The sequence below is a fragment of the Mannheimia cairinae genome (assembly GCF_028649535.1).
GTDB classification, from domain to species: Bacteria; Pseudomonadota; Gammaproteobacteria; order Enterobacterales; family Pasteurellaceae; genus Mannheimia; species Mannheimia cairinae.
The window spans coordinates 47,258-66,464 of sequence record NZ_JAQSJE010000011.1 but is presented as its reverse complement, the minus strand read 5'-3'; the positions used below and the strand labels follow the sequence as shown (position 1 = coordinate 66,464).

The 19,207-nt window shown below is 37.5% G+C and carries 20 protein-coding genes; 10 read left to right on the top strand and 10 right to left on the bottom strand.

Going from position 1 to position 19,207, the window contains the following annotated elements; genetic code table 11:
* Positions 1–29: 29 nt before the first annotated feature.
* The 6 genes from PTQ27_RS11225 to PTQ27_RS11200 all read right to left on the bottom strand — a co-directional run bounded on the left by PTQ27_RS11225 (position 30) and on the right by PTQ27_RS11200 (position 4,557).
* Positions 30–323: a DUF5374 domain-containing protein gene (locus tag PTQ27_RS11225; protein WP_273749842.1), complete on the bottom strand. Its 294-nt coding sequence runs from the start codon at positions 321–323 to the stop codon at positions 30–32.
* Positions 324–1,001 carry a DUF2572 family protein gene (locus tag PTQ27_RS11220; RefSeq protein WP_273749841.1) on the bottom strand — a complete coding sequence of 226 codons (678 nt, stop codon included), beginning with the start codon at positions 999–1,001 and terminating at the stop codon, positions 324–326. It lies immediately after the preceding gene.
* A 1-nt stretch (position 1,002) separates the two neighbouring features.
* Positions 1,003–1,701, bottom strand: a complete 699-nt coding sequence (locus PTQ27_RS11215; protein ID WP_273749840.1) for a hypothetical protein — start codon at positions 1,699–1,701, stop codon at positions 1,003–1,005.
* The gene (locus PTQ27_RS11210; RefSeq protein WP_273749839.1) at positions 1,661–2,182 is read right to left on the bottom strand and encodes a pilus assembly FimT family protein; all 522 of its coding nucleotides are present in this window, start codon (positions 2,180–2,182) and stop codon (positions 1,661–1,663) included. The genes PTQ27_RS11215 and PTQ27_RS11210 overlap by 41 nt, the downstream gene beginning before the upstream one ends.
* Positions 2,183–2,281: 99 nt before the next feature.
* Positions 2,282–2,812 carry a bifunctional 3-hydroxydecanoyl-ACP dehydratase/trans-2-decenoyl-ACP isomerase gene (gene fabA / locus PTQ27_RS11205; RefSeq protein ID WP_273749838.1) on the bottom strand — a complete coding sequence of 177 codons (531 nt, stop codon included), beginning with the start codon at positions 2,810–2,812 and terminating at the stop codon, positions 2,282–2,284.
* Positions 2,813–2,925: 113 nt separating this feature from the next.
* Positions 2,926–4,557 (bottom strand): AAA family ATPase, encoded by a 1,632-nt coding sequence (locus PTQ27_RS11200; RefSeq protein ID WP_273749837.1) that lies wholly within the window; start codon positions 4,555–4,557, stop codon positions 2,926–2,928.
* A 93-nt stretch (positions 4,558–4,650) separates the two neighbouring features.
* Between PTQ27_RS11200 and matP the strand changes: the two genes are divergently transcribed.
* The gene (gene matP / locus PTQ27_RS11195) at positions 4,651–5,097 is read left to right on the top strand and encodes a macrodomain Ter protein MatP (protein ID WP_273749836.1); all 447 of its coding nucleotides are present in this window, start codon (positions 4,651–4,653) and stop codon (positions 5,095–5,097) included.
* A 103-nt stretch (positions 5,098–5,200) separates the two neighbouring features.
* Positions 5,201–6,094 carry a site-specific tyrosine recombinase XerD gene (xerD, locus tag PTQ27_RS11190; protein WP_273749835.1) on the top strand — a complete coding sequence of 298 codons (894 nt, stop codon included), beginning with the start codon at positions 5,201–5,203 and terminating at the stop codon, positions 6,092–6,094.
* 7 nt (positions 6,095–6,101) lie between these two features.
* Here xerD and tilS read toward each other — a convergent pair whose 3' ends face one another.
* Both tilS and mnmE read right to left on the bottom strand, forming a co-directional pair.
* On the bottom strand, positions 6,102–7,364 hold the full coding sequence (tilS, locus tag PTQ27_RS11185; protein WP_273749834.1) for a tRNA lysidine(34) synthetase TilS: 1,263 nt from the start codon (positions 7,362–7,364) through the stop codon (positions 6,102–6,104).
* 9 nt (positions 7,365–7,373) lie between these two features.
* Complete coding sequence (gene mnmE / locus PTQ27_RS11180) at positions 7,374–8,732, bottom strand: tRNA uridine-5-carboxymethylaminomethyl(34) synthesis GTPase MnmE (protein WP_273749833.1); 1,359 nt, start codon at positions 8,730–8,732, stop codon at positions 7,374–7,376.
* A 193-nt stretch (positions 8,733–8,925) separates the two neighbouring features.
* On the opposite strand from mnmE, the gene PTQ27_RS11175 reads away from it, so the two are divergent.
* The gene (locus PTQ27_RS11175; protein WP_273749832.1) at positions 8,926–9,990 is read left to right on the top strand and encodes an MFS transporter; all 1,065 of its coding nucleotides are present in this window, start codon (positions 8,926–8,928) and stop codon (positions 9,988–9,990) included.
* A 16-nt stretch (positions 9,991–10,006) separates the two neighbouring features.
* Here PTQ27_RS11175 and PTQ27_RS11170 read toward each other — a convergent pair whose 3' ends face one another.
* Together PTQ27_RS11170 and bamJ are read right to left on the bottom strand one after the other, a co-directional pair.
* Complete coding sequence (locus PTQ27_RS11170; protein WP_273749831.1) at positions 10,007–10,525, bottom strand: protein disulfide oxidoreductase; 519 nt, start codon at positions 10,523–10,525, stop codon at positions 10,007–10,009.
* A gap of 78 nt (positions 10,526–10,603) precedes the next feature.
* Positions 10,604–11,233 carry a BamJ family beta-barrel-assembly machinery protein gene (gene bamJ, locus PTQ27_RS11165; RefSeq protein WP_273749830.1) on the bottom strand — a complete coding sequence of 210 codons (630 nt, stop codon included), beginning with the start codon at positions 11,231–11,233 and terminating at the stop codon, positions 10,604–10,606.
* Between the two features lie 285 nt (positions 11,234–11,518).
* Between bamJ and PTQ27_RS11160 the strand changes: the two genes are divergently transcribed.
* The 7 genes from PTQ27_RS11160 to PTQ27_RS11130 all read left to right on the top strand — a co-directional run bounded on the left by PTQ27_RS11160 (position 11,519) and on the right by PTQ27_RS11130 (position 19,103).
* The gene (locus tag PTQ27_RS11160) at positions 11,519–12,625 is read left to right on the top strand and encodes a transglutaminase-like domain-containing protein (protein ID WP_273749829.1); all 1,107 of its coding nucleotides are present in this window, start codon (positions 11,519–11,521) and stop codon (positions 12,623–12,625) included.
* On the top strand, positions 12,600–12,956 hold the full coding sequence (locus tag PTQ27_RS11155; protein WP_273749828.1) for a mercuric transporter MerT family protein: 357 nt from the start codon (positions 12,600–12,602) through the stop codon (positions 12,954–12,956). The genes PTQ27_RS11160 and PTQ27_RS11155 overlap by 26 nt, the downstream gene beginning before the upstream one ends.
* A gap of 13 nt (positions 12,957–12,969) precedes the next feature.
* On the top strand, positions 12,970–13,275 hold the full coding sequence (locus tag PTQ27_RS11150) for a cation transporter (RefSeq protein ID WP_273749827.1): 306 nt from the start codon (positions 12,970–12,972) through the stop codon (positions 13,273–13,275).
* A 221-nt stretch (positions 13,276–13,496) separates the two neighbouring features.
* On the top strand, positions 13,497–15,359 hold the full coding sequence (locus PTQ27_RS11145; protein WP_273749826.1) for a PTS mannitol transporter subunit IICBA: 1,863 nt from the start codon (positions 13,497–13,499) through the stop codon (positions 15,357–15,359).
* A 121-nt stretch (positions 15,360–15,480) separates the two neighbouring features.
* A complete protein-coding gene (locus tag PTQ27_RS11140; protein ID WP_273749825.1) occupies positions 15,481–16,620 on the top strand; it encodes a mannitol-1-phosphate 5-dehydrogenase in 1,140 nt (379 codons plus the stop codon).
* 10 nt (positions 16,621–16,630) lie between these two features.
* Positions 16,631–17,146 carry an MltR family transcriptional regulator gene (locus PTQ27_RS11135; protein ID WP_273749856.1) on the top strand — a complete coding sequence of 172 codons (516 nt, stop codon included), beginning with the start codon at positions 16,631–16,633 and terminating at the stop codon, positions 17,144–17,146.
* A 91-nt stretch (positions 17,147–17,237) separates the two neighbouring features.
* Positions 17,238–19,103 carry an SLC13 family permease gene (locus PTQ27_RS11130; protein WP_273749824.1) on the top strand — a complete coding sequence of 622 codons (1,866 nt, stop codon included), beginning with the start codon at positions 17,238–17,240 and terminating at the stop codon, positions 19,101–19,103.
* Positions 19,104–19,207: the final 104 nt, after the last annotated feature.

Below are 19,207 nucleotides of genomic sequence, written 5' to 3'. Positions count from 1 at the left end.
AATTATTCTCTACTAAACTAAGAGGCGATTCAATCATTATTCAGCTCAATTTTACCCAGTGGAAATTGAATACTTAACCGATGTGTTGGGCATTCTATTTGATACCTTATTCCATTTTGCGTGATTTGAGATTCGCAGTCTAAATTAGCCAATTTTAATGCGATTTGATTTTCTAATAATTGTACTGCCTGTTGCTGTTGGAAATGTTTTCTCAAACGATAATTCTGCTCAGATTGCCAACGGCTAAATACAAGCAGAATTAAAGCAAATAGCGTTATTGCGACTAGCAATGAAAAAGTTGTTTCTGCCCGATATTTCTGCATTTATGGATTTCCGATATTATTTTCTGAATTTGGCAAATACTTCCAATAAGAGTATTTATTTTCAAGATTATTAATTACCGCTCGCCTAAAGGTTAAATTACGCTCTTCTCTGGCATTATCGTAGGAAGAGTAAAGCACGCCATACATCTTTTTCCCTCTAATATCAAACAGATAGTCGGTAATCACAATGCCATAAAAATCTTGAGGCAGGTTTTCATCAATATCATTTTGAGCAATGACAATTTTAGGATCGTTTTCGCTACTTGGTGGTAATTCAGATAAAGAGCGAATAAAGTAAATATCCTCTTTTGTTATATTAGATAAATCCAGAAAATCAGATAATTGACTAATCGGGATATATTTATCTCTAGTTGGCTTTTTATCTTTAAATAAACTATAAAATTGGCAGTTAAATTGATATTCCATAAAATAACTATTTTTAGCCGATAAATCCTGCAGAGTAATTAGCTCTTTTTTTAACTGTTGGCAAAGTTCATCCTTATTCTTAGGATAAAAAGAAAGAAAATGTTGCTTATCTAGTAGATATTTCTCTGTATAAAAATGGCTAATACTTTCTTGTTGAATAAATTTATCTTTACTTAAAAATAAAATAGATAAAATGCCACTTATCAATATTAAAGAAACCAATAAGGCACTTGCTTTGTGTTGAATCTGCATTTTATTCCCTATGATTAAGTATAAAAATATAACTTTTTGTTTTATAAGTAATTTGTTTATCTTTTGCAGATTCAAGTTCCATATCAACTTGAACTAACTGATCTTCTTTTTTCCAGCTAAAGGCTAAGTTATTAACTTTAAAATGATGAATAGAGCTAAATTTGCTCCATCTGCCTCCGCAATCATTTAGTAACCTTTGGCACTCTTCTTTTATACAACGATCTAAATTGCCCGAAAATGAATAGATCTCATTATTTTCCAATTTAAATCCAAATATTTCTTTTAATGTTTCTCGTGTATTATTTATATCATTTAACTGGCAGGCACTATTTTTTGTTCTACGAGTACCAATGCAACCATCTTTATTTAAATCATAAAAGAAAATAAGACAATTTGAGGAAAGTATATTTATACTTCGATTATCTTTTAGAAATAAATCAAGATTATTTCCCTCTCTATGCGAACCTTGAAAATTAATATGCTGAATATGTTGTTGAAAATAATTTAATAATTGATTGGCTTCCGATTGTAAATATAACAATTCCCTCTGTTTAGTTTGTGTTCTATAGAAATCGGTATAACTGGCGGAAAATAACAATAATAAAAATGCTCCTAATGCCGTTGATATTAACACTTCTAACAAACTAAAAGCCGGCAAGCTAATCTTTACAGGTACTACGTTTATCTCTTTCTGCAACATATACTCGCCCTAAGGTTTCAAATTGTAAAATATCACTTTCTTGATTTAAGCTGATCTGAATACATTTCGACTCCAACCGCCCACTTACCCCATCAATATTAATAAAAGCATTAGGATATAAACTTTTATTTTTCAATCTTATTTTAGAATGAAATGGGGTATAAATATGATATTCATCTTCAAACTGACAAAACTGTTTATTTAAGCAATCACAGATAATTTGTTTCGTGCTATTTATCGGTTTTCTAACGGCAACCATACACCAGTTATTATCATTTTGAGAAATAGTTAAGGTATAATTCCGCTTGCTATAACGGGCTTTAGTTTGTAATTGATAAATAAAAGATTGGATATTTTCAATTTCACTATTTAATGCCACTCTATCTTGTAAAGTGAAAATAATCGGAGAGATAAAATAAGTAGCAATAACCATAACCACTATCGTAGTTAATATTTCAATAAGTGTCATTGCTTTATACATAAAAATACCCTCGTAATGAGGGCATCTTATAATTTGAAGTATATTTGTAAATAATAGAAATTTAAATTTTCGAGCGAGATCGCAAAATAAATATTTTTATTAGAACGCCGTTGTATCTTGGAATAAACCAACTTTAAGATCAGTTGCGGTATAAATTACTCTGCCATCTACTTCTACCTCACCATCGGCAACACCCATTACAAGCTTACGATTTACAACACGTTTCATATGAATACGGTAAACTACTTTTTTTGCTGTTGGTAAAATTTGTCCGGTGAATTTTACTTCACCCACACCTAATGCACGGCCTTTGCCTTCGCCACCAATCCAGCCTAAATAGAAGCCAACTAATTGCCACATTGCATCTAACCCTAAACAGCCAGGCATTACAGGATCGTTAATAAAATGGCAGTTAAAAAACCATAAATCAGGCTTGATATCAAATTCAGCTTCAATGTAACCTTTTTCAAAATTTCCCTTTTCGGCATTCATCTCAATTATACGATCCATCATTAGCATTGGCGGAGCGGGTAATTGAGGGCCTTTTTCACCAAATAATTCACCTTTACCCGAAAGTAAAAGTTCTTCATATGTATAGCTTGGTTTGATGATTGGTGTACAAGTGTTCATTATTTTTAAGTTCCTGTAATATAGAAAAAAGTCTGTTATATCAATGCCTGAAAAAGCAGGGCGATAGTAACAGACTTTTAATTCAGTGAACAGTTGTAAGTTGACTTGTCGGATCAGTCGAATTTTAATCTTTTATAGATTTTTTTAAAAAATGAAATGCTGATTTCTTCATTATGGCTATCTTCTAATTGCTGATGAATTAATGAGAACAGAGACTCTTTGTCACTCTTATTTAGGTTATTTTCATCATTATAAAAATCACATCCAAATAAAATTTCTACGGCATCAAATACACTTTCAACAGTCCAAATTTTAAATTGATTTTTTTGTACGGCTTCAATCACTTCTGTTTTTAGACTTAAATGGCTGACACAAGCGGCTGGAATGATAACCCCTTGCTTACCTGTTAGTTTGCGAGCTTGGCAGATTTTGAAAAATCCCTCAATTTTTTGATTAACTCCTCCCACACTTAGTACATTACCAAATTGGTCGATAGCCCCTGTAACTGCAATGGCTTGCGGTAAAGCTAGTTTTGATAAAGCACTGACTAATACACTAAAAATAGCAAGTGATGAACTATCGCCATCGATTTCACCATAAGATTGCTCAAAAGCAATAGAAGCAGAAAACGGAAGTTGAGTCGGCAGCTCTAATAAATTGGCCAGGCAAGATTGAGCAATGATGATCCCTTTAGAGTGGATATTTCCACCAAGTTCCACTTTTCGCTCAATATCGGTAATTTCGCCATCACCATATTGCACATTACAGCTAATTCTCAGAGGTTCACCAAAGCTATGAGGAATTCCATCAAAATCAATAACGGATAACCCATTAATTTGCCCGATTTCTTCCCCTTCCGTTTCAATATAAAGCTGATGTGTAAGAATATCTTCAACGGTATAATCATTTAAGACAGCTGATTGATTTTCTAAATAATCAAAGTAGTCTTTTACACTTTCGATTTTTTCTGCATCAGCATAAAAGGTTTGAATACTACGTAAATGCTTTTTCAATAGCGTTGGCGAAATTGAAATCAGATCTTGGCTTTCGCTTTCTCTAATATAAGCTTGCATAAATTGATTCATCGCAATATTTGACAAAGATTTATTAATTGTCTCTTTGGCATAGCTTTGCACGTAATTTGCCCATTGATGAATATTGTGATGAAGAGATAAATAAGATTTAATTTCAGTATATTGCCCTATTTGATATAGCCCATCATCATAGGCCATTAGAGTAGAAATATCGTCTCTCTCGCCAATTAGAATCAATTTAAAAGTTGATTTTTCTTTAGATAAAAAATAGGGAGAATAATTGACCGAATGAGGCTCATATTCGCCAAATAATAAGGCTTGTTTGAGCTTATCCCACTGGGTAATATCTAATAATAAAGAATTAACATTTAAAATTAAAATGCCGTTATCCGCTTCTTGAATTGCCCCTTTTACATACTCAGACTTATGTTCTCTTTCTAAAAAGAGATGATACCCAAATAAGTTATTTTTATTAAAATCCATTTTAGTTACGACCGGGCTATTTGAAGGCAGATAGTCTGTAATTTCATTTAAAAACTCAGGAAAAATCTCTGACTTAATCACTAATAAAGAGCCAAATTTTGCCTGAATAAATTGATCTAAAGCTTGTTTAGCTTGGGGTTGAAAATCGAAAAAGCGAACAGTCTCATTTAAGTTGGAAAAATCCTGTTTTAGTATCAATGCTTGTTCATCTAATAAAGATATTGTCACAAATTTGCCTCGTTATCGAAAATTTGGTTTATTATACAGAATTCCGATATACTTGCTAAACATAGCTTATATTTCCTATAACAATTTACTACTATGCGATACCAAAAACTAATTACTCAAGAGACGACTTGGAAGTGGAAATACCTGCTTAAAAAACACCGAGAAGGTGAAAATATTACCAAGTATGAAGAACAAAGTTTAATCGATTTAAAAGTGCAGTTTCTCTCAACATTGCAAGATTCGCCAGAAGAAGTGGAGAAATGGATTAAGTCGGAAATGACACCCGAGCAACGCAAAAAAATGCGTCAATCGGTAAGGGCAAAAAGAAAGCGTTTTTTCAATGCAGAAAAACAAACAACGAAGAAGAAATCTATCGATTTAGAATATTCTAGCTGGCTAAGGTTGTCTAAATATGCCAAAAGCCAAAATTTAACCCTTTCAGAAGCCATTGTTCAATTAACAGATGAATTAGAAAATAAGCAACTTTATTTAGAACAAGTGGCAAAAATGAAATTGAGCTTGCAAGATTTATTGAAATAACAGCCTAATATTAGAACCGATTAGCAATAGTTAATCGGTTTTGTTTTTTATATGATAAAGTCTGTTAAAATTTGCAAAATTTCCTTTAAATTTAACCGCTTGTATGGCTGAACTAGACCCTATTATCGAACAATTTCTTGATACTTTATGGCAAGAGCACGGTTTATCTGAAAATACCGTTGCCTCTTATCGTTCTGATTTAGAGCGTTTTGCCGATTATTTCTCTGCACCTAAAGCCTTTCTCACTCTTGATCCTATTGATTTACAAGGTTTTTTGGGCGAACGTTTGGAACAGGGTTATAAGGCGACAAGTTCTGCCCGTATGTTAAGTTGTTTACGTAAATTTTTCCGATTTTTGTATCTTGAAAATTATCGAAAAGATGATCCAACGCTCACTTTAACTTCGCCGAGAAAGCCAGCTCATTTACCGAAATCACTCAGCGAAGAGCAAGTGATGGATCTATTAGATTGCCCGAATACGCTAGATCCTATCGAATTGCGAGATAAGGCGATGCTTGAATTATTGTATGCCACGGGGCTTCGAGTAACCGAGTTGGTTTCACTTTCAACAGATAATTTAAGCTTAAAACAAGGTGTGGTAAGAATTATTGGGAAAGGGGATAAAGAGCGATTAGTGCCACTGGGCGAAGAAGCAAATTATTGGATACAGGAGTTTTTCCAATACGGTCGCCCGATTTTGTTGAATAATCAGCAATCTGATGTAGTGTTTCCAAGTCGCCGTGGTCAGCAGATGACAAGGCAAACCTTTTGGCATCGCATTAAACATTATGCGGTGTTGGCCGGTATTGATAGCGATAAACTGTCGCCACATATTTTACGCCACGCTTTTGCAACCCATTTAGTCAATCACGGTGCAGATTTACGAGTGGTGCAGATGTTACTTGGGCATAGCGATTTATCCACTACACAAATTTATACCCAAGTGGCGAAAGCTCGCTTGAAATCGTTACATCAAAAATATCATCCAAGAGGCTAGAAAAAAGTTAATAAGGCAAGCAAGCGACTAACTCTTCTTGCCAAAAAATAAGGGGAGTGCGTTCACGTTCCCATACGGGGATTTGGTACTGTTGCCAAATCTTTTTCATCTCTTCTCGATGTGGCTTGCGGTAAAGTTTGACCTTACCTTTTTGCCCAACTCTAAGCATCAACCTTTGATCTGCAAGCTCAATAGGCAGTTGCAAACGGTCTGTTTTTCCGTCTTTTTTGCAAATAATCTCGTGATTATAACGAATAATATTACCCAGCTGATAAGGCAGTTCAAGCTCTGTTTCCACCGCTAATTGAATCTCAAATGCCGGAATATTTGGTATTTCTTCTGTGATATAAATTGCTTGCTGATAGCGTCTAATAATCTTATCGCCGAGTTTCAGTTGTGGGTTTTTATCCGATTTTGCAAAAATCAGCTCAAAAATAACCGCTTGTAATTGAGCTTGGCTGGGCATCATCAAGCCATTTTTTTCCAGCCATAAACGGAGAAGTTGCTGTTGCTTGGCTTGTGAGAATTGTTCAAAGCCTGCAATAGAGAATTGATTTTTTTCGCCTATTCTATCGGCAAGTTCATCGGCTAATAGCTCTTCAATTAGGTTTTGCTGTTCGGCACAATGTTGAGCGGATCTTGCCACCATTTGGCTAAATCCATTCCAACGCTGATTGAGCGTGGGGAGGATTTCATTTCGAAGGAAATTGCGATCGTAACGACTGTCGGCATTGCTTTCATCTTCAATCCAAGACAACTGATGTTGCTGAGCATAAGATAGTAACTCTGCTTTGCTAAAGGTTAGTAGCGGTCGGAAAAGTGTAAAATTTTGCAAAAAACTGACCGCTTGCATCGCAGATAAGCCTTTAATGCCACTGCCACGTTTTAAAGCAAGAAAGAAGGTTTCCGCTTGGTCGTCTAAATGATGAGCGGTGGCAAGCACTTCGTTTGGTTGCAAATGTTGTCGGAATGCTTGATAGCGGGCGGTTCTTGCTCCGTTTTCAATCCCTTCACGGCTATCAACCACCACTTTTTGCAAAATAAAAGGGATATTCAACCGCTTGCAATATTGTTCACAAAAATCAGCCCAGCTATCGGCATTAGGGCTTAAGCCGTGGTGGATATAAATGGCTCGAATATTTTGCTTTGTGCGAGCAAATAAATGTAACAACACCACGGAATCCACTCCGCCACTTAAGCCGATTAAGAAATCTGTTGTGTTTGGGAGCAGTTGCTTACATTGCATTTGAAAAGCGTGAAACAGAGCCATTTTGCCCTCTTATTTGCCGATACAAAATGAGCTGAAAATATTGCCGAGCAAATCATCGGAGGTAAATTGCCCGGTAATTTCGCTTAACGCATTTTGCACCATTCGCAACTCTTCGGCTAATAATTCGCCGGCGAAGAATTGGGTAAGCTGAATATGTCCACGCTCTAAGTGAGTTGCAGCAGTTTCTAGGGCTTGTAAATGGCGACGACGAGCAAGGAATCCACCTTCAGTTGAGCTTTGATAACCCATTGATTTTTTAAGATGTTCTCTGAGTAAATCCACGCCCACTTTAGTTTGAGCGGAAAGGCGGATCATTGTGAAATCTTCAACCTGAATTAAGCCTTCTGGCTCGCCCGATAAATCCACTTTATTACGAATCACAGTAACAGGAATGTTTTGTGGTAGTTTTGCCAAGAAATCCGCCCATTCTTCCCTAAATTGATCGGCTTGCTGTTCGGTGCTGTCAATCATCAATAACACGTGATCGGCTTGAGCAATTTCATCCCACGCTCGTTGAATTCCAATACGTTCCACTTCATCGCTCGCATCTCTAAGCCCTGCGGTGTCAATAATGTGCAACGGCATTCCGTCAATATGGATATGCTCACGCAACACATCTCGGGTGGTGCCGGCAATATTGGTTACAATCGCCGCCTCTCTGCCCGCTAATGCGTTGAGTAAGCTTGATTTACCTGCATTCGGCTTACCTGCAATCACTACTTTCATTCCTTCACGCAGAATTGAGCCTTGTTTTGCCTCTTTGCGAACGCTGTCTAATTGGGCGATGATTTCGTTTAATTTATTCTCAATTTTACCGTCGGCCAAAAAGTCGATTTCTTCATCAGGGAAGTCGATTGCAGCCTCAACATAGGTGCGTAAATAAATGACGGAATCCACCAGTTCATTGACTTTGTTGGAAAATTCGCCTTGTAGCGATTTCAATGCTGAACGAGCTGCTTGTTCGCTAGTCGCATCAATCAAATCGGCAATCGCCTCGGCTTGGGCTAAGTCCAATTTATCGTTTAAAAATGCTTGTTCGGAAAATTCCCCGGCACGAGCAATACGAATGCCATCAACTTGTAGAATGCGTTTCATCAACAAGTCTAAGATCACTTGTCCGCCGTGTCCTTGTAGTTCAAGCACGTCTTCGCCCGTAAAGGAGTTTGGGGCTTTAAAGAATAGGGCAATGCCTTGGTCTAGCACAGTGCCGTCTTCATCTTTGAAGGGGAGGTAATTTGCAAAGCGAGGTTTTAATTTTTTACCCAATACGGCTTCTGCCACGGTTTCGGCAAGCGGGCCGGAAACACGTAGAATCCCCACACCGCCACGTCCGATAGGGGTGGCTTGGGCGACAATAGTCTCTTTCATTTGTTATCCTTAAATTTGTGCAACAAGCGGTCGTTTTTGATAAATAATTTGCAAAAAATTGCGGAAATCCGACCGCTTTCAATAGTGGCTATGATACCGAAACCAACGGAAAAGGTAAAATAAAAGGCGGTGTGATTGCTCACGATAAGTGGAGAGAGTAGAATATCCCCTTTTATTTATCCCCAATGCCAAAATGCCTTTAGAAAAACTCTTACTCACTCGCCGTTTTGTTTCCACCACTGCATTTTTTTCAATGCAGAGTGTCTTTTTCTTTTATCTCAAAGATAAAGGGCTAGACAACGCTCAAATTGCTTTTTCGCTTTCGTTATTACTGTTTTGTAATCAAGCTTTGGCGATTTTAGCTGGCATTTGGGGCGACCGTTATGGGTTGGCGAAAATGATGTTGCTCGGCTGTTTGTTAGATGTGCTTGCCTATATGCTGTTTTTAGCGGCGGATAACTATATGGTGCTATTGTTAGCAACCACTTGCTTCGGCTTAGGGAGCTGTTTATTCGGTACCAATGCCCGAGCCTGTTTACTCGCCTTAGCCGGCAATGAATATGCCGCAAAAACCCGATTGCAAGGCAAATATTTAAAAGTGACCAGTATGTCGTCAATGCTGGCTCCGCTTATCGTTATCCCTTTTATTAAGTTTGAGCTGATTGAAACGCTGATTTGGATCTGCTTTTTACTTGAGGCGGCACTATTCGCCTTTATGGTAAAACCTTTTTATGGTGTGGAAGGTGTGAGTGAAAAGGTAAAATTCCGTTTTGCTCAAATTAAAGAAATTATCAGTAAAGAGTTTTTATTCGCTCACTTAATGCTATTTGTGCCGTTAAGCGTTGCCTCATCCTATTTTATTATCTTTCCGTACCTATTTGATAAAGTGCTAGGCGTGCCAGAACATTCGCCTATCGCTTTGTTTATTAACGGTATTTTAACGGTCAGTCTTCAGTCTTCCTTCTCCAGACGAATCAATTTAACCAAAACTCAGCTGATTTGGATTTCACCAATTTTAGCCGTTGCAATGATTTTACCTTGGTTTATTACGGTAAAAATTGCCACTTTAACTGCTGCTTACGTTTATACGGTTATTTTTACGGTGGTGGAAGTGTACGCTTTAACCGCAATGGCAAATTTATTAGTGAAGTTTGATAACGGAAAGAACCGAGGTTTTATTTTTGGCTCATCAAGGCTGATTTTATCGATCACCACAATGATTACGATGAATTTAGTGCCTGTTGTTTTTCTCATTTAATAACAGGCAAGGGTTTTTACGGTAACAATTCCGATAACCATAACCTAATTTTTAACCCCCAATAGCTGGTATAGCCTGTCGTGTGGTGTAAAATTTTACTATCTTTAATGATTAAAATCGTTGGTGTGGCTTGAATATTCCAACCTTGAGAAAATTCGCCCATTGGGTCATTTAAGGTTGGGAAAGCGTAGCCATTTTCATCAAGATAATTTTTTACTTCCATATCACTACCAGATTTTAGTGCCACACTTAACACTTCCATTCCTTCATTTGCAAATTGCTGAATATTTGGCGAAACCACTTTGCAGTAATGGCACCAACTTCCCCAAAAATAGAGAAGCATTGGTTTGTTGTGGCTTAATTGAGCAATGATCTTCGGTTGGTTTTGAATATCGTATTGTACTTGTTGCCCAAATTGAGCTGGAGCGGTTGGAGCTCTATACCAATCGACCAGAAAACTCACGATGATAAATAAGCCACCGTATATAAAGATATTTTTGAGAAAGCGAGTGATGAGCGATTTTTTCTTATTCATTGGAAATTCTAAAGCGGGTTAAAGTATTTAAAAAGCCCTGTAAATTGATTTTACAGGGCTTTTTCTATTTATTTTAGATTAAAGAATATCTAATAATTCCACTTCAAAAACTAAAGTAGCAAATGGAGGAATTGATGCACCTGCACCACGTTCGCCATAAGCAAGTTCTTGAGGGATAGTTAAACGCCATTTTGAACCAACAGGCATTAATTGTAATGCTTCTGTCCAACCACGAATTACGCCGTTTACTGGGAATGCTGCCGGCTGCCCACGTTGTACTGAGCTATCAAATACAGTACCGTCAATTAATGAACCTGTGTAGTGAACACGTACTGTTGACGTTGCTGTTGGTTTTTCGCCAGTGCCTTCAGTTAAGATTTCATATTGTAAACCGCTATCTGTTACAACAACACCTTTTGCTTTTTTGTTTTCTTCTAAGAATGCTTTGTTTTCTGCATCAATCGCTTTGAATGCTTCTGCTTGTGCTGCTTCTGCACGTTGGCCTAATTCTTGTAACGCAGCAGTAACTTCGTTAATGTCAACAGCAGGTGGGTTGTTGTTTAATACATCGTAAATACCACGAGCAACCGCTTCAGCACTTACATCCATACCACTACCTAAAAGTTGCTGACCAATTTGTAAACCGATACCGTATCCGCCTTTTGCTTCTACTGATTCTAAAGCCACTGAGTTGAAATCTAATGCCATTATGTGTTCCTTTTGAATTTTGTTAAGTTATGTATTAAAAATGAATACAAGGAAAGTTAATGGGGATGATTTTTATAAATACAAGTGTTGAAATAACTAAGCGGTGATATTTCTTTCAAAATTTACAAAATTGAAGAAAAAACAGACCGCTTGTGCTTACTAAAGATTATTTGAGAGAGGCTATTGCTTTTCAATTTTTTATTGGCTACTATGCAACCTCATCCGTAGTTAGAATACTTAATATGTTAAGTTTTAACTGTTTTTCACTCTAATAAGGATCATTCAATGAATAAACTTATTGCCTCTTTGGTGGCTTCAAGCTGCGCAACAGCTTTTGCCGCACCTGTTCAACAAAACAATTTCCACACTAACACCCATACTTACGAATTTACGCAATCTTATGATTTAGTCGTGCCACAAGGCTCTTCTGGCGTAACCAATTTATGGATTCCGTTGCCTTCTACAACCGAATATCAAGAGATTAAATCTATTGAGTTTGAGGGAAGTTACAAAACTGCCTATATCACAGAAAACAACGCTTATGGTGCCAAAACCTTGTTTGCTAGCTGGGATGCTGATGCCCCAAAACGTGATATGAAAGTGAAGTTGTTGATCGAAACCAAAGATCGTGAGCCAATGGCACAAGGTGCGTTAGATAATTACCAAATGCCGGAAAAAATCATCTATTCGGTTGATGTATTGGAATATTTAAAACCAACCGCACACATTAAAACCGACGGTATCGTAAAAGAGTATGCTGATAAAATTGTTGGCGATGAGAAAAATCCACTGAAAAAAGCCGAACTTATTCACAACTGGATTGTGGATAATATGGAGCGTGATAACTCTGTTATTGGTTGTGGTGATGGTGATGTGGAAAAAATCTTAACCACTAAAGTGCTAAAAGGAAAATGTACCGATATTAACTCTGTGTTTGTCGCCTTAGCCAGAGCGTCTGATATTCCAGCTCGTGAAGTCTTTGGTATCCGTTTAGGTAAAGCGGATAAAATGAGCCAATATTCTAAAACAGCCTTTGGTAGCTCCAAAGATGGTATTGCCAACGAAAGTGGTGGTCAGCACTGCCGTGCAGAGTTCTATTTGGCTGGTTTTGGCTGGGTACCGGTAGATTCAGCAGATGTAGCAAAAATGCGTTTAGCAGAGAAAAAAGAAGTATCAGATGCGGATGTGCAAGCCGTTTCAAAATACCTATTCGGCAACTGGGAAATGAACTGGGTTGGTTTTAACCACGGTCGTGATTTTGATTTATATCCACAACCGGAATTAACCCCATTAAATAACTTTGGTTACCCTTATGCAGAAGTGGGGGGCGATCCATTAAATTACTTTGTTCCGAAAGAATTTGGTTATGAATTCATCTCAAAAGAGCTATAACAGTAAATTCATTACTATGTGTGTGGCCGCAGTAGCCACTGCGGTCGGTTCCACACTCTGTTGTATTGCCCCATTGGTTTATCTTGTATTCGGGATTTCTTCCCCTTGGTTAATGGAGTTAAACCAGTTGGAGTTTTTACAACTACCAATGTTAATTCTTTCACTCATTGCTTTTGGCTACGGTTTTTGGTTACTTAATTTTTCCAATAAAATTATCTGCACCAAATACCTTTCTCGAAAAACGTTAGTGATTTTATATTGGATTGTGTTTGTGGTAGTGATCTTCTTTCTAACCTACCCTTATGTTTTACCTTATATTTTAGAAATGTAAGGCGGAGAATAAAATGAAAAAACTATTACTGATTTTAGGTTTATCTTTAGTAAGCGTTCCTTTCGCTTATGCAGAGGAAAAGCAAGCACCACAAGCAACAGAACAAGCTGAGAAAAATGTTGTTTTAGAAATTCCAGAAATGTACTGCCAGCTTTGTGTTTATTTAGTGAATAAAGAACTCCGTGCAGTCGATGGAGTTATTTCAACTAAAGCCTCAATGAAAGAACGCAAAGTGAATGTGGTTGTAAAACCTAATGTTGAGAATGAAAAATTGATACAAGCGGTCGAAAAATTAAATTATTCTGCAAAAGTACTGTAAATGAATATTTTTCAGAAGCCCAAACAGCAATGTTTGGGCTTTTTTATGTACTAAAAATCACAAAAGCGTGAACTAGATCACATTTTTAAAATTAGCCTCAAAAATTTAATGTGATCTAGTTCACATTTTTAAGAGAAATATTTTTGTAACTTTTCAAAGTGGTGCTAATTTACTCATCAATTTATTCAACCCTAATATTTCTCTCCTTTTTCGAGGTTTTTATGTCTAATTTAAAAGTGAAAGTCCAAGGTTTTGGGCGTTTTCTCTCTAATATGGTAATGCCGAATATCGGTGCCTTTATTGCTTGGGGCTTTATTACCGCACTTTTCATTCCAACAGGTTGGTTACCAAACGAAAGTTTTGCGAAACTCGTTGGCCCGATGATCACTTATTTATTACCACTTTTAATCGGTTATAGCGGTGGTCGTTTAGTCGGCGGCGAGCGTGGTGCTGTTGTTGGTGCAATTACCACAATGGGTATTATTGTTGGTAGCGAAATCCCAATGTTCTTGGGTGCGATGATTGTGGGCCCTCTTGGTGGCTGGGCAATCAAAACTTTTGATAAAGCCATTGAAGGTAAAGTGAAAAGTGGTTTTGAGATGTTGGTAAACAACTTCTCAGCAGGTATTATCGGTATGATTTTAGCGATGTTATCTTTCGCTTTCATTGGTGGTATTGTTACTCAACTTTCTACTTTATTGGGTGCAGGTGTTGGTGCATTAGTTGATGCTGGTTTATTACCATTAACCTCTATTATTGTTGAGCCTGCAAAAATCTTGTTCTTAAACAATGCGATTAACCACGGGGTATTCACACCACTAGGTACGGCACAAGCACAAGAAGTGGGTAAATCTATCCTATTCTTAATTGAAGCGAACCCAGGCCCTGGTTTTGGTATCTTACTTGCATATATGTTCTTTGGTCGTGGTACGGCGAAACAAACGGCTGGTAGTGCTTCTATTATCCACTTCTTAGGTGGTATTCACGAAATTTACTTCCCGTATGTGTTAATGAATCCTCGTTTGATTTTAGCGGTTATTGCTGGTGGTGCAACAGGTGTATTAACTAACTCATTATTAGGCGGTGGGTTAAGTGCTCCGGCATCTCCAGGTTCAATTATTGCGGTATTAGCAATGACACCAGCAGGTGCTCACTTTGCGGTAATTGCATCAGTTGTTCTTTCTTGTGCTGTAACATTTGCGATTGCATCCGTTTTACTAAAAATGCAAAAAGGCGAAGCCTCACTTGAAGATGCACAAGCTCAAACACAAGCAATGAAAGCAGAAAGTAAAGGGGCAACCTCTACTTTAAATGGCAACGTGAGTAAAATCTATGTAGCTTGTGATGCAGGTATGGGCTCAAGTGCAATGGGTGCAAGTATGTTACGTAAAAAAGTACAGGCAGCCGGCTTAAACATTGAAGTACAAAACCTAGCAATTAACGATTTACCGCAAGATGCACAGTTAGTGATTACTCACAAAGACCTAACCGCTCGTGCTCAACAACGTGTAGGTTCAGCACAGCATTTATCTTTAACTAACTTCTTAGACAGTGCATTCTATGATGGTTTAGTCGCAAAATTAGGTCAATCTCAGCCACAACAAGCGGTGCAAAATGTTGAAAATTCTGCAAATACAGAAACTCAGCCAGAAGGTTTAAAATTACAAGCAGCACAAGTATTTTTAGGCTTACAAGCTGAAACTAAAGCAGATGCGATTCGTTTTGCAGGTGAACAATTAGTTAAAGCAGGTTTTGTACAACCAAGTTATGTCGATGCAATGTTTGCCCGTGAAGAAATGGTTTCAACTTACTTAGGCGAAGGTTTAGCTGTTCCGCACGGCACCTCTGATGCTAAAGATAGCGTGTTAAAAACTGGGATTGTGGTTTGCCAATATCCAAACGGTGTACGCTTTACTGATGAAGAAGATGGCGTAGCAAAATTAGTTGTAGGTATTGCCGCAAAAGGTAATGATCACATTCAAATTTTAAGTGCAATTACTAATGCTTTAGATGATGACGAAGCAATGAAAACCCTAACACAAACTACAAATGTAGATGAAGTGTTAGCGTTGTTAGCGAAGTAATCACTTTTTGAGGGTGCAAGCGTTCTCGCTTGTGCCTTTGTTTTTATAAGTTTAAAGTTAAAATAGAAGCTCCAACGTGGGCGTTGGTTGCTATCACTACATTATTTTCGGAGAATAAATTATGAACGCACTTCATTTCGGTGCTGGCAATATTGGTCGTGGCTTTATCGGTAAATTATTAGCGGATTCTGGTGTTTTTGTCACTTTTGCTGACATTAACCAAACGCAAATTGACCAAATCAACCAAAACAAACAATACGGTGTAAAAATTGTAGGCGATGCCAGCCGTGTCGAAACAGTAAAAAATATTGCAGCAATCAACTCGAAAGATGAAACCGCAGTAATTGAACAAGTCAAAACTGTTGATTTAATTACCACTGCAGTTGGCCCAAATGTACTTGGTTTTATCGCTCCGTTATTTGCCAAAGCCTTAGTGGCTCGTGTAGAAAGTGGTAATACCCAACCATTAAACATTATTGCTTGTGAAAATATGGTGCGTGGCACAACTTTCTTTAAAGGTAAAATTTTTGAAAACTTAACGGCAGATCAACAAGCGGCGATTGAAAAAACAGTAGGTTTTGTAGATTCTGCGGTAGATAGAATAGTACCACCGGCAGAGCTTAATCCAGACGATCCGCTTGAGGTAACTGTTGAAGAGTTTAGCGAATGGATTGTGGATAAAACTCAATTCAACGGTACTATTCCAGATATTAAAGGAATGGAATTAACCGATAACTTAATGGCATTTGTTGAGCGTAAACTCTTTACCTTAAATACAGGACATCTGATTTGTGCTTATTTAGGCAAACAAGCTGGTGTGCAATGGATTAAAGAAGCGATTGCGATTGAATCGGTTAAATCTGCCGTTAAAGCGACAATGGAAGAAAGCGGTGCTGTGCTAATTAAACGCTACGGTTTTGACCCTCAAGCTCACGCAGCTTATATCGAAAAAATCTTAAAACGCTTTGCAAATCCGTATTTAAATGATGATGTAAACCGAGTAGGTCGTGAGCCAATCCGTAAATTAAGCCCGAATGACCGCTTAATCAAACCGCTTTCAGGCACATTAGAGTATGGTTTACCTCATACACATTTAGTCAATGGCGTGGTAATGGCATTACAATATCGTAATGAAGATGACCCACAAGCGGTTGAATTAGCAGAATTTATTGCAAATAATGGTGTGGCGGCAGCAGTTGAAAAATATACAGGCTTAACTGACCAAGCTGTTATCGAGAAAGTGGTTACTCTTTATCAATAATAATTAAGCTATTGTGGACTATATAGATAAACTCAGTGAAGAGCCTAGTTTATTAGGCTTTTTCACATTGGCAAATCAACTGTTTACAAAGGATGTTGAACAGTTGATTGAGCGAGTATTTCGTAAAACGGATTTTGCACTAAAATCGGTAGTGGATTCCTTGTTTGAACATCAAGGGCCGCTAGCCGATCTTTCTGTTCGTTTAAAAGTATTACTTGGGCTTGGTGTGATTTCACCTAAAGTGTTTGAAGATATTTCACTTTTTTTAGAAGTGAAACGGCATTTGAAAGATGAAGAGGAAGAATTTACTTTTTCTCATCCTGCGGTAATTCAATTTGCAAAAGATTTACACCACATTGATTTTTTGCCGATTAATGAATTATTGAATGTTAAAACCACAATGGAAAATAAAGATTCTATGTTATTTCAAATGCAACAAATGCGTTTAGAAAAAATCATTCGTTCCAGTCTTATTCTAGCGGTAACAGAAATTGATGAACAACTAAATGTAGAAAGTCCGCTTTAAGCTTAATTTCTGTTGGTTTTTTGACGACTTCGGCTTTTTTCTTTTAGCAAAGAAGTGTAATCTATCCTTAAATTGTTTTAAGGATATGATTATGCAACCTCTCATTTCTTCTCTTCCTAATTTTCTTCAACAACCACTGTTTTGGACAATGGCATTATTAGTCTTTGCTATTTGGCAGTTTATTCAAAACAAACTGCGAATGGATATTGTCGCACTGATTGTAATGCTGTTTTTTAGCATTACGGATATTTTATCTGTGCAAGAAGTCTTAGCGGGGTTGAGTGACCCTAACGTAGTGCTGATAGCTTTGCTTTTTATTGTGGGAGAAGGGCTGGTAAGAACCGGTGTTGCAAATCAAGTTAGTGATTGGTTAATGCGGGTTTCAGGAGCTAATGAAACCAAGGTGCTGATACTTCTTATGCTTTCGATTGCAGGTCTAGGCTCTTTTATGAGTTCAACGGGGATTGTCGCTATTTTTATTCCGGTAGTGCTTGCGATTTGTTCTGGTATGGGCATTTCGCCTCGTCGTTTAATGATGCCATTAAGTGTTGCAGGCTTAATTAGTGGAATGATGACCTTAATTGCAACTCCCCCTAACCTTGTTGCTCATTCTGAATTAGTGAAATCAGGCTTCGAGGGATTTAATTTTTTTAGCTTTACACCCATTGGTTTAATGGTGTTAGTGCTAGGAATTGGCTATATGCTGATTGCTCGCCGTTGGTTAGATAACGGTGAGGAAAGCGAGGCTCAAGGCAAAATACAAGATTTTTCAATGGCAAATTTAATTGAGGAGTATCAGCTAAAGGGTAGAGCCAAAATGGCATTAGTTGAGCCAGATTCTGAATTTGTAGGTAAATCTATTAGTCAGTTAAACCTACGTTTTGAGTATGGCTTAAATATTATTGCTATTCAACGTAATAAACATTTTAGAACAATTACCATCAATGCCTCGGTAAATGAAATTTTTCAGCCGAAAGATATTTTATTGTTAGATACTGCACTTGATGATGAAACCTATCAACAATATTGTGAACAACTGAATCTACGTCAAATTGAATTAAAAGGCGAGTATTTTTCTTCCCATTCTAAATCGGTAGGTATGGCGGAATTATCAGTTATGCCAGAAGCTGAATGTATTGGCAAAACTATTCGTGAACTTCAATTCCGTTCAAAATACCATTTAAGTGTTATTGGCTTAAAACGAGGAGAAGAGGTTATTCAGCAGGATTTATTAGATACACCGCTGAAATTTGGTGATATTTTGTTGATAATGGGCGTATGGCAGCAAATTCATCGTCTAGATAAAGATAATCGAGATTTCTTCTTGCTACGCACCCCTGAGGAAAGCAAAAAAGCTCCGCCGGCATTAAGCCAAGCACCGCACGCACTGTTTTCCGTATTAGTGATGGTGGTGTTGATGATTACAGGCATTGTACCAAATGTAATGGCTGCACTTATTGCTTGTCTATTATTAGGGAAATTTCGCTGTGTGGATATGAAAAGTGCCTATGATTCCATTCATATGCCAAGCATTGTGTTGATTATTGGAATGATGCCGTTTTCTATTGCTTTGCAAAAAACAGGCGGGGTTGATTTAACCGTGCGATTCTTGCTTGATGTAATGCAAGATCTAGACGTACATTTCGTGCTAATGGCTCTGTTTATATTTACTGCGGTTATCAGTGCCTTTATTTCCAATACGGCAACCGCAATTTTAGTAATGCCAATCGCTGTTGCGATTGCAGGCCAACTCGGTTATTCGCCATTACCATTTGTAATGACCGTTGCGGTTTCTGCTTCTGCCGCCTTTATGACCCCGGTTTCTTCTCCAGTGAATACTATGGTGCTGGCTCCAGCAGGTTACAAATTTATGGACTTTATAAAAGTTGGTGTGCCATTTACGGTATTAGTGATGCTACTTTCTGTATTTATGATCCCAATTCTATTCCCACTTTAATCTTCCATTTACAAGCGGTTGTTTTTTGTGAAATTTTTACAAAAAAATAACCGCTTGCTTTTCCCATTTCTTCCTATTTTATTACTGTTCTAAAGTGTGATCTA